The organism is Pseudomonas gingeri (assembly GCF_013385635.1).
In the GTDB taxonomy this organism is placed as follows: domain Bacteria; phylum Pseudomonadota; class Gammaproteobacteria; order Pseudomonadales; family Pseudomonadaceae; genus Aquipseudomonas; species Aquipseudomonas gingeri_A.
In genome coordinates, this window is the sequence record NZ_JACAPR010000015.1 from 93908 (window position 1) to 106866 (window position 12959).

The window sequence follows — 12959 nt, forward strand, 5'->3', positions numbered from 1 at the left end:
CGTGACAGAGAAGCGCTCATGCTAGCGGATAACGACGGGTCAGTCCTGGCCCAGGTCGCCGTAGAGTTCCGGGCGACGGTCCAGCAGATAGCGGTTGTTGGCCCGCGATTGCTGCATCAGCGGGCGATCCAGGGTGCCGATGATCAGGGCCTCGTCCAGGCCGGCCCGGGCGATCCGGCTACCGTCCGGCGCGGCAATGCTGCTCTGGCCGCAATACTGGATTTCGCCTTCATGGCCGCAGTAGTTGGCGTAGGCCACATAACACTGGTTCTCGAACGCCCGGGCACGGATGGTCACGTCGGCGACGAAGTCGAAGGGCACCATGTTCGCGGTGGGCACCAGGATCAGCTCGGCACCGGCCAGGGCCAGACGCCGGGTGTTTTCCGGAAACTCCACGTCGTAGCAGATCAACAGCCCGAGCTTCCAGCCATTGAGTTCGACGACCGGGAAGTCATCCGGTCCGGCACTGAACATCGAGTGATCGAGGTCGCCGAACAGGTGCGTCTTGCGGTAGTTGCACAGGCTGTGGCCATGGGCATCGATCAACTGCACCGCGTTGTAGATCCGACCGTCCTCGGCCCGTTCCGGATAGCCATAGACAATGGCGATGTTCGACGCCTTGGCGAGCGCGGCGATATGTTGCGCCGCCGCGCCGTCACGGGCCTCTGCCAGCGCCGCCACCGCTTCGCTACCGATGTTGTAGCCGGTCAGGAACATCTCCGGCACCACCAGCACATCGGCACCGCGTGCTTCGACCGCCAGTTGCTGCAGGCGCTGCAGGTTGCCCGCCACATCCAGTGGCAGCGGCGGGCATTGGTAAAGGGCTACGCGCATGGAGTCGCTTCCGTTCAGTCGGCCAGGGCGATCGGGCCGATCTCGGCGAACACGTCGCCCGGGCCCGGGTTCTCGGCGTGGGAGCGGCCACCGAAGTGATTCATGATGCCCCACACAGCGTTGAGCGAGGTCTGCACCGCGCCTTCGACCCAGGCCGGGGTCCAGGACACGTCGTCGCCGGCAATGAAGATCCCGCGTTGTTCGGCCGGCAGGTCGGCCTGCATGAAGTGTGCGTACATCCGCTGGTTGTAGCGATAGTGACCCGGCAACGCGCCCTTGAAGGCACCGAGGAAGTGCGGGTCGGCTTCCCACGAGACGGTGATCGGGTCGCCGATGATGCGCGCGGCGATATCCACCTTCGGATAGATTTTCTTCAGCGCATCCAGCGCCAGTTTGACCCGCTTGTCGATGGGTTGCGGGAGCATTTTCAGCGCGTCGCTCATCCACGAGTACGACAGGCAGATCACGCCGGGCTTGTCGTCGCCGTTGTCGAACAGGTAGGTGCCACGGGTCAGGCGATCGGTCAGGGTCATGCTCATCAGGTCGCGGCCGGTCTGCGGGTCCTTGTCCTTCCAGAATGGCCGGTCGACCATGACGAAGGTCTTCGACGATTGCATGTAGCGCGTGCGGTCCAGGGCCATCCACATTTTCTGCGAGAACAGCGATTCCTCGCATTCGATCTGGGTGGTCAGCAGCCAGCTCTGGCAGGTGGTCAGCACGGCGGCGTAATGGCGGGTATCGCCCCAGTTGTCGGTCACGGCGAACTGGCCGTCGGCGGCACGGGCAATGCGTTTCACGCCGGTACGCGGCGCGCCGTGGTGCAGCGAACTGAGGCTGGTGCCGGCCGGCCAGTGGGCGCAGCGTTCCGGCACATGGCGCCAGATCCCCAGCGGTACCTGTTCCACGCCGCCGACCACCAGGTGCTGGTGATCGTCGCAGTTGGTCATGACCACGCGGAAGATTTCCAGCATCGAGTTGGGGAAGTCGGAGTCCCAGCCGCCAGTGCCGAAACCGACCTGGCCGAACACTTCGCGGTGATGGAAGGACAGTTTGGCGAAGGCTTTCGAGGTGGCGACGAAGTCGTAGAAGGTGCGGTCGTCCCACAGCGGCACGAGGGTGTTCCACAGCTCTTTCAGGCGCGGCACATCGCGGTCACGGATGGCCTGCTGGATATCGCCGAAGCGCGAGCCGTCTTCCAGGGCATCGGCCCAGGCATCGGCGACTTCCTGGAACAGCGCCGGCAGGTCGGCGAGTTTTTCCGCGTAGTGGGTCTGGCCTTCGAGGTCGATCACCGTGCTGCCGGAGGCTGGCGTCAGCGGGTTGGGGAAGGGTTTGGTTTCCAGGCCGAGTTTGTCGACATAGTGATAGAACGCGGTGGACGACACCGGGAAGCGCATGCCACCCAGCTCGGCAATGATGCCCTCGGCACCTTCGAAGGCCTGGGAGCGCAGGCGCCCGCCCATTTTCGATGCCTCGTACACCACCGGCTTGAGACCCAGCTTCATCAGCTCGTAGGCGGCGACCAGGCCGGCGATACCGGCACCGACAATGGCCACTTCGGCACCGTGGTTTTGCGCGGGAATACTGCCCAGGCCCGCCGGGTGTTCGATCCAGTCATCGAAGGCAAAAGGAAAGTCCGGACCGAAGATGGTGATCGGTTTTTTACCGTCGGCAGGATGGCGATTGTTCTGGTTCATGGCTGACCTTGCTGGCGACTCGGGCCGGTTTTTACCCGGCTGGAGTATAGATAGGAAAAGACTGGCGCCATTGTAGGGAGCGGGGAGCACGTAAATAAGACGCAAAGTGTCGTCGTTTTGATGGCTATTGATGTTTTATGACGAAAGCTCTGCTCAGATTGACGAAGCTCTGTAGGCGCTGGCTTGCCAGCGATGAGGCCCTCAGGCCTTGCTGCGTCTATCCGGGCGCCATCGCCGGCAAGCCGGCTCCTACAGGTATCGCGTTCAGCCAGCAAATTTGTCGGGTCAGACTGGCTGACCGCGGTCGACCTTGCTGCTGAGGATGATCGACGTGGTGGTTTTCTCCACGCCTTCGACGCTGCCGATCTGGTCGAGCAGTTGGTCCAGTTGCTCCGGCGAATCGCTGCGCAGCCAGGCAACGTAGTCGAACTCGCCGCTCACCGCGCACAACTGCTGGACCTGCGCCATGGCACTGAGGCGGCGCACCACATCCTTGCCGGAGCGTGGCTGCACGGTGATTCCGACATAGGCCTGCAGGCCGCCGTCCACCACCCGTTGGCCCAGGCGCACGCCATAGCCGGTAATTACCCTGGCTTTCTCCAGGCGCGCCAGTCGCGAGGTGACCGTGGTGCGCGCGATCCCCAACTGCCGTGCGAGCATCGCCACGCTTTCACGGGCATTGATCTGCAGGGCGGCGATCAACTGGCGGTCGATTTCGTCGAGAGCGGGAGGGCGGGTGTCGGGCAAGGTGGGGCTCCGGTGATTGATGAGGCTCATGCTACTGATCCGTTTGATCTTTGGCTTGCAGTCCGGGGATCTGATAGCGGGTACTGCGTCCTCCACCCTGCAGGCGAACAACGCAGCCTTTTTCTAGCAAGTCCGCCAGGTGCCGTGTCGCCGTGGCCTTGCTGACTTTGGCGACCGCCTGATACTGCGCGGCGCTGATACCGCCCACGAAGCCCTTTTCGCCACCATCGAGCAGTCGGTTCAGCACCTTGAGTTGTTCGGGCGAAAGCTGAAGCTGGCGGTGTTGCTGCCAATATCTGGCCTTGATCAGAACCCGATCAATCCTGTCCTGCGCCTGCTCCAGGCTGCGCAGCAGTGTTTGCAGGAACCATTGCAGCCAGGGCGTTATATCCAGCGAGCCTTTCTGGCTGTTCTCGAGTATCTGGTAGTAACCTTTCCTGTCTTCGAGGATGCTGGCGGACATTGCATAAAAACGGATGGCCTGCTGCTCGCTCTGGGCCAAGGCAAGGTCGGTGAGGGTACGGGTCAAGCGTCCGTTGCCATCATCGAAAGGGTGCAGGGTCACGAACCAGAAGTGAGCGATCCCGGCCCGTAGCAGCGGGGGAAGTGTTGCGTCCGTCCGGCTGGTATTGAACCAATGGATAAAAGCCTTCAGTTCCTGGTCGAGCACGTGACGGGGCGGGGCTTCGAAATGCACCACCGGTCGATCGAGACGCCCGGAGACAACCTGCATCGGCTCCTCGCCGCGCATCTCGCCCACGCGTATCCGGTGAGCCAACGGGCTTCCGTTACCGGGGAACAATAGCGTATGCCAATGCAGCAAGCGTTCAAGGCTCAGGGGCGTTTCGTGACCTTGCGTGGCATCGAGAAGGAGTTCCGCCAGGCCTTCGCTGCGCGGACTGGCCTGCTGGTCAGCCTGCAATCCCAGGCGTCTTGCGAGTGAGGACCGAACCGAGCCGACATTCAACTGTTCGCCCTCGATGGCCGAGGACGTGATGATGTTCTGCAGCAGGGCATCCAGCTCGTTCTGTGCGCTGCTATCCGAGCCGATGGCATGGGCCATTCCGAGCAAGCGTCCCTGCGCCTGACCACACGCCAGCAGCCAGGGCGCGAGTGTTTCGGCCTGCCAGGTGAAACGGGGCCAGTCGGGTTGCTGCCAGATCCAGTAAGGAAGTTCGGTCATCAGCGTCTCGGCTTGAGCGTGAGCCGAATAGAAACGCTATTCGGCTCATTTGATGAGCCGATTGTGCGAGTTATTCGGCTCAGCGTCCAGTCGAGAGGCAAAGTGCTGGTGATGGGATGCCGCTTTCTCAGTGGTTATTTTTCTGTCATCAGATTAGGAAAGAAGAGCACCTTTTAGCGGGTGGTTCCCACGTCTATCGCGTTGATTCGGTTTCGGTCGACGACTAGTGTTGAGGCGTCGCTGCCAATTCAGCGACCGGGCTTGGACACCCGTGTTTTTGGAAACAAGCGCACAATGCCGCGTAAGCGGTATTCTTGTGTCTGCTTTATGGCGGACTGTGCGCGGGACACTTGTAATGGGTGTGCCGGGTTTACTTGTTTCCCCGGTTGTCCAACCTGCGCACGGTTCGCCACCCTTTCGCTTGGACACGAAAGATGGCGGGCTTCCTCAAGGTGTCTCTGAAACAAGGGTTTACCGACGATGAAAAAAATCACGCCCGATCCACCGCCTTGCCGCACTTCAAGTCTTTCTGAAAAGAGCGCTTTTCTGCGCAGCATCCTGCACAGTGCTTTAGATCAGATAAATTCAGATCCGCCGCCTCTCTCGCTCGATACCCTCGAAACAACCGCTTTCAAGCCCGCCTCCCCCGACTCCGACCACAAGTCACCGTTGTTTGTCGTGCAACCCGGCATCACCGCTAGGGTGGCGTTGACCCATGTGTCGGATCTGCTCAGGGTCGCCGAGTTGAACGCCGATGAAATCGGCCCGCGCCTCGGTAGTGTCGAGCGCGATCTGTTCATCGGCGTGATGCATTCGCTTGAGCTTTCGCGGGCTGTGGTGGACTCGCTGCTGGCAGCGGGCGAGCCGCAACCGAGGAACTGAGTTTGCAGCCTCGGCAACCGCGCTGCGCGGCGGTTGCCGAGATATATTGTTAGCTCTCCACTCATTTGTGAAGACTACCAATGGTACGGATCAGAAGGCGATGAAAGTGGCGCAGCAGCGGCTTACGAACCTCAAAGTTGAGCTCCGCAAGCAGGGAGTCAGATGCTAGAACGTTGAGAAATGACGATTTGTGCCTCATCACCTGCGATTGTGCCGGGCAAGATGAAATTGACGCGAAAGCCCAGCTTATCGAGCATGTCCATCATGGCATCGATGGTGAATTTCTCTATTTTACCGGTAGCCAGCTCGGAAACCCGGGATTGAGCAATATTAAGCTTCTCAGCGGCCCCGATTTGTTTGAGGCCCATTTTTTTGATGCAGTCCGTGATGAAGATGGATAGATCCATTTTCACAGCCATCTTGCTTGCCGTTTCGGCATCATGAGTCGCGTGAAACGGGCTCTCAAAGAACTGAAGTGCCATTTTTTCCTTGCCCTCCCGAGTGGAAGATTTATCTAAAATTTACGATATTTAAATTAACCATTGATCGAGCCCGGTGCAATGGCTATTTGCGGACTGCGTGAACCAACCTTGATCATCTCAGCTATCGCATTCATATAGACTTCACGGCGCATCGCGTTCATTCGATCAGTATTTTTTTCTTTTTCATCGTGGCGCAGTTGTATTTTTAATCTTTTGTTGTTGCCTGAATTCACGATCAGCGCGGCAGTGAGGGTGAGAAGTGCACCAAAAGCGGTTCCGATTATTCCCCACATTGGCGCTGGTATTGCGTCAATGAAAGCTTTGATTTCAGCCATTTCTAACCCCTAAGGCAATTACTTAAAACAGCTCAAGCTGTTGATCTTCCAAATACTTTGATTCAGCAGGGGGCAACAGGCCGCTATCCTTTATGAGGTGGCTGTCATATCCAACGCTTAACCCTATAAGATGATAGAACAGGTCAAGGCAGTTGTTTATATCTTCAATAAATAGACTCAGCGTCGCCGCGTCAGACTCCATGTTGGCAGCGTGAGCAAGAGAATGTCTTAAGTTGTTCCAGCTCTTCACATGGGCTTCTAAGACTTGTCCTTCGTCTGCCAGAGCCCGAAGGATATTAGGGGCCGTAATTGTCTTCATCCCTCCCAAGGTGTTTTTCAATCGGGAGTTTGTACTCCCCGGAAGCTTCAAAGGCTTGATGAGTTTTTTACTAAGATTGATTTCGCCCAGTAAAGTATCCGAAGGTGTTCTGCCTTCTCTGAAGTAATTGTTTATCAGTCCTTCAATGTTCACGGTGAGAACCAGTGCAGCGACATCAGTGACTTTGTTGGATATGTAGTAAAGTCGTCTCCAGTAATAAACTATATGATCATGTTCTGTTTTACGATTTTTCGTGTAGTAATTTAAGAATGTTATTAGTTTTGCGGTTTTATAGGGAAAAACATCGACGAGAGGTCTAACCATTCCCTGTTCGATAACATCGGATCTACCATTTATGAATGACGAGATCATTCCGTCTCTATAAACCCGATAATACGATGGCCACGCTTCTCTGCCGATAGCTATGCTTAAAGCTTCGGAGATTTTGATAATGAAGTCATGATCTATTTGCACTGAGGTGCTTACGATATCTAACGTCAGGTGCTTTGCTTTCTGAGAGAGTGTTATTTCCGCACCCTCAATTCTGAACTCTAAACCCGTCACTGAGGAAGAACCGTCTGATTGGTCTTCAAACTTATTGAATGGAAGTCGATAGCGTCCTGCTATAACAATGTTCGCTATACTCACACCATTAAGGTCGGTACGGCGATGCACGCGCTCCGTCCGTATTTCAGGAATGTGGAACTCAACAATTGTTCCGTGAGGCGTCAGTTGTAATCCGTCATTTATATAGTTTCGCGGGGCGTGCCAAAGATTGCCGTGAAAGTCTTTCGCTTTTAAAGAAAAATATTCCGATTCGGCAACAACGCCGGTGCCTTGGTGAAAGGCGATACGCATCATCTGACTCATTGAACTCCTTTTTGTTGAGTCATACATCTTTAGCGAAAGCTTGCCATCAGGCTCTATCGTGATGCTGCCTGGGCCGTTGAAGGATATCGGTGAATTATCATTATTCTCAGTTAATTCGATTTCAAAGCATTCTATTATTAGAGTTCTGCTAACCAAGCCTTCAATGTCAGCATTGTTGAACTGCATGCAATCGCCCTTAACTTTTAATGGTCATGGCATCCGGTGCCACCTCAGAGAGTTATATGCTTTAGCTCCGTAGAAAGCAAAGTGGCTTCAGCGGCCATTTTCTGGAAACCAGCCGTGTCAGCCGGGCTTGGATTCGGCCCGGGAAAATAGGGGACGGACCTCGATTTTCTATTTGTACCCGCGATCCAGAATCCTGCGCGTCTTATAGCCGTTCATCACTTCCCTCGCCCCTTGCTGCTGACTTTTCAGAGGAGAATGATGTATCCGCGCAAGGCGTTTGCCGTTTGCGGCAGCCCCTGCTTGAAGATGCACTCAATGAACTCTTCGGGGGTGTACGGGGATCGGGTCAGCGCCCGCCGCATCTCTGTCGCTGCGGCCAGCACTGCCGCCTGATCAAGGTCCCAGAGGTCCATGATGAATTCGTCTGGATGCTGAGCTTCAACATCGAATGTGGCGAGCGCCGCTGGGGGGAAGTCCTTCAGGTTGAAGGTTACGATCACCTCGGCGTTGCTGCGGATCGCAGCGGCGAGTACGTGGGCATCGTCAGGGTCGGGTAGCACCAGTCCAGCACACAGCTTTTCATGGCCGGTGATGATTGAGTCAGGCACAGCCGCAACCATGAGGCGAGAAACGTGATCGAGCTGTTCACGTGTCAGATCCTGGCGGTTCTCCAGCAGGTTTCGCTTCCACTCTTCATCTATCTGCGCCGTCCACTTCGCCCTGTAGAGCCCCTTCCCAGCCAGCCGTATCAGCAGGTCGCGAAGGGGGGCAGGGTAGAGGACACACGCATCATAGACTGCGGTGAAAGGCGAATACCGCATCAGTAGCCCATCCCGAGTTCTTCGGAAAGATTGGCCAGTTCGTCCATGGCTTTGTGGCTGGCTGTATCGCGCTGCTGTTTGTATTCCATCAGATCGGAGAAAAGCACCCGGCGATGGCGGCCGGTTTTGTGATGAGGCAAAGCACCATCCTCCAGCAGTTTCACCAGGTGAGGTCGAGATACGTTCAGCAGGTCGGCCGCTTCCTGGGTGGTCAACTCCGCGTGCACAGGAACCACCCGAACCGAGTTGCCCAGAGCTAATTCACCCAGTATGTCCACCAGCAGGCGTAGCGCGCTGGTGGGCAACTCTACGGGATGAGCGCGGTTCTCGGCATCGTAGATTTCGATCCGCTGGGTATCTGTCTTGGTCGACAGGAAGGCTGCGAGATCGCGTTGCCCTTGTACCGCGGCGGCAACCTCGCGAGCCTCTGGGAAGCCGGCGGGTTCGGACATGTTCATGGGTTCACTCCGTTCGTGCATTGCTTGGGTTTACAACCCTATATTAATCGAAATAAACGAAAGGGCAATATACGAAACAAACGAAACGACGAGCGATGCTGGCTTTTGGCTCGCGCGGGTTCCTGGGATGCCCCAGCTCGGTCCAGGGAGGCTGGGCGATTTCTGGCAGTTTTTAGGGCCGGAGAAATCGCCTGACCAGAAACGCAAAAGCCGCGCAATGCGCGGCTTTCAAAGGTGGTGGGCCCACACGGACTTGAACCGTGGACCAAAGGATTATGAGTCCTCTGCTCTAACCAACTGAGCTATAGGCCCTCAGTAGGCCGCGAATTATAGCGACGGTTTCTCGCCTGTGCTATCCGAAAACTCCGAAAGCGTTATATGAAGAAAAGTCGCGGCGAATTCCTCGGCCGCCAGCGGCAGGCTGACGATGTAGCCCTGGATCTGTTCACAGCCTTCGGCCGCCAGGAATGCCTGCTGCGCGAGGTTCTCCACGCCCTCGGCAATCACCGTGAACTGCATGCTGCGACCCAGGGCGATGATGGCGCGCACGATAGCCGCGTCATGGGGATCGTCCGGCAGGCCGCGGACGAACGATTGGTCGATTTTCAGGATATCCAGCGGCAGGCGCTTGAGGTAGCTGAGGGACGAGTAGCCGGTGCCGAAGTCGTCGATGGCCAACTGCACGCCGAGGCGCTTGAGCTGGTGTAGCACTTCCAGGGCTTCTTCGGCCTGGCTCATGATGAAGTTTTCGGTGATCTCCAGTTGCAGGCAACCGGGCCGAAGGTGGTTGTCCTTGAGCAGTTGCTCGATGCGCGGTAGCAGGTTGGGCTGGCGCAGTTGGGCGCCGGCGAGGTTGACCGACAGGGGGCCGAAGTCGCCATAACGATGGGTCCAGCGCTGCATCTGGCGGCAGGCCCGTTCAAGCACCCAGTCGCCGAGCAGCAGGATCATGCCGTTTTCTTCCGCCAGCGGGATGAAGTGTTCGGGCGGGACGTCGCCGAAGGTCGGATGATGCCAGCGGATCAGCGCCTCGGCACCGACCAGGGCACCGGTATCGAGGCTGACCTTGGGTTGGTAGTAGAGGGCCAGCTCCTGGCGCTCGATGGCCCGCCGCAGTTCGTGTTCCAGGGCCACGCGCTCGCTGGCCTGGGCCGTGAGGTCGCGGGTATAGCTTTCGACGCGGTTGCGGCCCTTGGCCTTGGAGCGATACATGGCCGCGTCGGCGTTCTTGATCAGGGTGGCGACGTCGTTGCCATCCTTGGGGTAGAGGCTGGTGCCGATGCTGGCGCTGATAAAGAATTCATGCTCGCCAGCCTGGAACGGTGCGCCGAAGCAGTTCAACAATTTTTCGGCCAGGTATTCGGCATCGCTGGGTTGTTGGAGGCCGGGCAGCAGGATGATGAATTCGTCGCCGCCGAGGCGGGCGACGGTGTCGATATCCCGCAGTTGTTCCTTCAGGCGCAGGGCAATACCCTTGAGCAGCAGGTCACCGACCGGATGGCCGAGGCTGTCGTTGATGTGCTTGAAGCGATCGAGGTCGAGGAACAGCACCGCGCCCTGGCCGCCATTTTCCTGCTGGTTGTCCAGGGCCGCCAGCAACCGGCTTTCGAACAGGGTGCGATTGGGCAGCCCGGTCAGCGGGTCGTGGTGGGCCTGATAGTCGAGCCGGGCCTGGGCATGTTTCAGGCTGGAGATATCGGCGAACACGGCGACGAAGTGGGTGATGAATTTGTCGCGATTGCGTACGGCGCTGATGGTCAGCCAACTGGGATAGAGCTCGCCGTTCTTGCGTCGGTTGTAGATCTCGCCCTGCCAGTGGCCTTCGGCGCTCAACTGGTGCCACATGGCGGCATAGAAGGCGCTGTCGTGTTGGCCCGAGGCAAGCAGGCGCGGAGTGTGGCCGAGGGCTTCGGTCTCGCTGTAGCCGGTGATTTCGGTGAAGGCGCGGTTGACCGCGCTGATGTGCTGCTGGGTGTCGGTGATCAAGACGCCTTCGGCGGTGCTTTCGAACACCGTGGCGGCCTGTTGCAGTTTTTCCTGCATCAGGTGACGTTCGGTGATGTCCCGGGCGATGGTCAGCATGCAGTCTTCGCCGCCGATGGGCAGGGGGCGGCTGGAGACTTCGCAGAGGCGGATCTGTCCGTCGCTGCGGCGGATATGGCAGCTGAAGTCGCGGACAAGACCGTCACGCTGCAGCAGTTCGAGCATGTGCTTGCGTTCGTTCAGGTTGACCCAGATCCCGAGGTCCAGGGTCGAGCGGTCCAGCGAACTGGCGCTGTTGTAGCCGGTGAGGCGGCTGAAGCCTTCGTTGACTTCCATCAGCAGCCCGTCGCGCTGCCGGCTCAGCAGCAAGCCGTCGGGAGAGGCGTGGAAAGCCTTGGCAAACTTCTCTTCGGAGGTTTGCAGTTGCTGCTGGGTTTCCTTGAGCTGGCTGATATCCCGTACCACCACCACCAGGGCCGGTGTGGTATCGAGATCAAAGGGCTCGGCGGAAATCAGGCCGGTGAACAGTTGACCGTTGTTGCGACGGAAAGGCATTTCCAGGTTGCGGATGCTGCCGCCCTGCAAACGCTGCAGGAGGCCCGGGCCGACGCCCTCGATGCCCCATATATTCAGCGAGGTGGCGGTGTGGCCGACGACGTCTTCGGCGCTCAGGCCGATCTGTTCCTCGAACGCTTCGTTGACTTCCAGCAGGCAACCGTCGGACAGGCGGGCAATCACCAGGATGTCCGGGCACTGCTGGAATACCGAGGCGAACTTCTGTTCCGACAGGCGCAGGGCTTCTTCGGTGCGCTTGGTTTCGCTGATGTCGATCATCAGTCCGCGCATGACCGGCTCATGGCCGTGTTCGATCAGGCTGACGATGTCACGCACCCAGAGTGTCCGGCCATCGGCGGTGATCACCCGGTAGTCGAGGCTGTGGTCGCGTCCGGCCAGGGTTTCATGGTCGCAGAAGGACTGGGCGCGGATCAGGTCGGCGGGATGCGCGATACTGCGCCAGAAGCCGGGTACCAGCCAGTGGGCCAGTGGATAACCGAGCAGGGCTTCGGCGTGGGGTGAAACGTAGGTGTAGGTGTAGTCGCTCACCCGCGATTCCCAAGCAATCGCCGACAGGCTTTCCACCAGGCCGCGGTAATGGTATTCGCTGCTGCGCAGCTCCTGTTCGAGGGCGATCCGCCGGGAGATTTCCGAACTCAGGCGCCGGTTGATGCGGATTACCACCGCCAGGACGGTGACCAGTAGCAGGACGCCCGGCAGGCCGTAGATCAGGACATCGGGCCAGAACGAGGAATTGACCAGTACATTGCCGACCCAGTGTTTCTGGATGGCGTCGACCTCGCCGGGGCTCATGTCGGCCATGACCTTGTCGAGAATACCCACCAGAATCTTCTGCTCCTGGGGCACGCCCATTGCCAGTTGGTAGCGGTAGGGCGTTTCGCCGCTGACATACAGTCCTTCGAGCTTGAGCTGGCGCAGGCTCCAGACACTGGAGGCGAGATCGCCTACCACGGCATCGACCTCATCGGTGGCCAGCGCCTGGAGGGCCGAGCTGACATTGGGCAGGGCGACCAGGTTCAGGTCCGGATGGTGGGTGCGTAACAGTTCATGAGGGGCGTAGTTCTCCACCACGGCGATTTTCAGGCCGTACAGTTCCTTCAGGTTGTGCGGCTGGGCACCGCCCTCGTGGGCGAGGATGACAATAGGGAAGTCCAGGTAGGGGCGGGTGAAGGCCAGGTAGCTCTGGCGTTCCGGCGTGGACATGACGCCGGGCAGCAGATTGACCTGGTTATCCTTGGCCAGTTGCAGCACGGCCGTCCAGCTCATGGGTTCGATGGGGGTGAGCTTGACGCCCAGGCGCTTCTCGACCAGCGCCATATAGTCGGCAGCCAGGCCCTGGTAATGTCCCTCTTCGTCGCGGAACTCGAATGGCGGCCATGAGGCATCTACACCCAGGCGAAGGTCCGGGTGGTCCGCCAGCCAGCTACGTTCATCATCGGTCAGAGTCAGCGCGCCAGCCGTTGCGGTCCAGGTGAGCAGCATCAGCAGAAGCAGGGCCGGCAGTCTGGGCATAACGTAACGGTCTCGTTATGGCACGGGGAATCATTCGAGTGTAGACGGGCTATGCGGGGAGGGAGGGACGCTTT

At 58.6% G+C, this 12959-nt stretch carries 11 protein-coding genes and 1 tRNA gene; 1 reads left to right on the top strand and 11 read right to left on the bottom strand.

Going from position 1 to position 12959, the window contains the following annotated elements; translation table 11 throughout:
* Positions 1-39 precede the first annotated feature (39 nt).
* The 4 genes from HX851_RS43805 to HX851_RS43820 all read right to left on the bottom strand — a co-directional run bounded on the left by HX851_RS43805 (position 40) and on the right by HX851_RS43820 (position 4461).
* Positions 40-834: a carbon-nitrogen hydrolase family protein gene (locus HX851_RS43805; protein WP_177065416.1), complete on the bottom strand. Its 795-nt coding sequence runs from the start codon at positions 832-834 to the stop codon at positions 40-42.
* 14 nt (positions 835-848) lie between these two features.
* On the bottom strand, positions 849-2531 hold the full coding sequence (locus tag HX851_RS43810; protein WP_177063013.1) for a flavin monoamine oxidase family protein: 1683 nt from the start codon (positions 2529-2531) through the stop codon (positions 849-851).
* A 285-nt stretch (positions 2532-2816) separates the two neighbouring features.
* Complete coding sequence (locus HX851_RS43815) at positions 2817-3278, bottom strand: Lrp/AsnC family transcriptional regulator (RefSeq protein WP_177063064.1); 462 nt, start codon at positions 3276-3278, stop codon at positions 2817-2819.
* Positions 3279-3309: 31 nt separating this feature from the next.
* Positions 3310-4461 (bottom strand): Fic family protein, encoded by a 1152-nt coding sequence (locus HX851_RS43820; RefSeq protein ID WP_177065418.1) that lies wholly within the window; start codon positions 4459-4461, stop codon positions 3310-3312.
* Positions 4462-4941: 480 nt separating this feature from the next.
* Here HX851_RS43820 and HX851_RS43825 point away from each other — a divergent pair, with 480 nt between their 5' ends.
* Positions 4942-5343, top strand: coding sequence for a hypothetical protein (locus HX851_RS43825; protein WP_177065420.1), 402 nt, complete (start codon positions 4942-4944; stop codon positions 5341-5343).
* Positions 5344-5501: 158 nt separating this feature from the next.
* Here the strand turns inward: HX851_RS43825 and HX851_RS43830 are convergent, their stop codons facing one another.
* The 7 genes from HX851_RS43830 to HX851_RS43860 form a co-directional block, all read right to left on the bottom strand.
* Complete coding sequence (locus HX851_RS43830) at positions 5502-5825, bottom strand: helix-turn-helix domain-containing protein (RefSeq protein ID WP_177065422.1); 324 nt, start codon at positions 5823-5825, stop codon at positions 5502-5504.
* A gap of 53 nt (positions 5826-5878) precedes the next feature.
* Entirely contained in the window at positions 5879-6160 is a 282-nt protein-coding gene (locus tag HX851_RS43835; RefSeq protein WP_177065424.1) for a hypothetical protein, read from the bottom strand.
* A gap of 22 nt (positions 6161-6182) precedes the next feature.
* A complete protein-coding gene (locus tag HX851_RS43840) occupies positions 6183-7535 on the bottom strand; it encodes a hypothetical protein (RefSeq protein ID WP_177065426.1) in 1353 nt (450 codons plus the stop codon).
* A 245-nt stretch (positions 7536-7780) separates the two neighbouring features.
* Entirely contained in the window at positions 7781-8356 is a 576-nt protein-coding gene (locus HX851_RS43845) for a PIN domain-containing protein (RefSeq protein ID WP_177065428.1), read from the bottom strand.
* Positions 8356-8814, bottom strand: a complete 459-nt coding sequence (locus tag HX851_RS43850) for a helix-turn-helix domain-containing protein (RefSeq protein WP_177065430.1) — start codon at positions 8812-8814, stop codon at positions 8356-8358. Before HX851_RS43850 ends, HX851_RS43845 begins: the two co-directional genes overlap by 1 nt.
* A 235-nt stretch (positions 8815-9049) precedes the next feature.
* A tRNA-Ile gene (locus HX851_RS43855) sits at positions 9050-9126 on the bottom strand.
* Positions 9127-9141: 15 nt separating this feature from the next.
* On the bottom strand, positions 9142-12885 hold the full coding sequence (locus HX851_RS43860; protein WP_177065432.1) for an EAL domain-containing protein: 3744 nt from the start codon (positions 12883-12885) through the stop codon (positions 9142-9144).
* Positions 12886-12959: the final 74 nt, after the last annotated feature.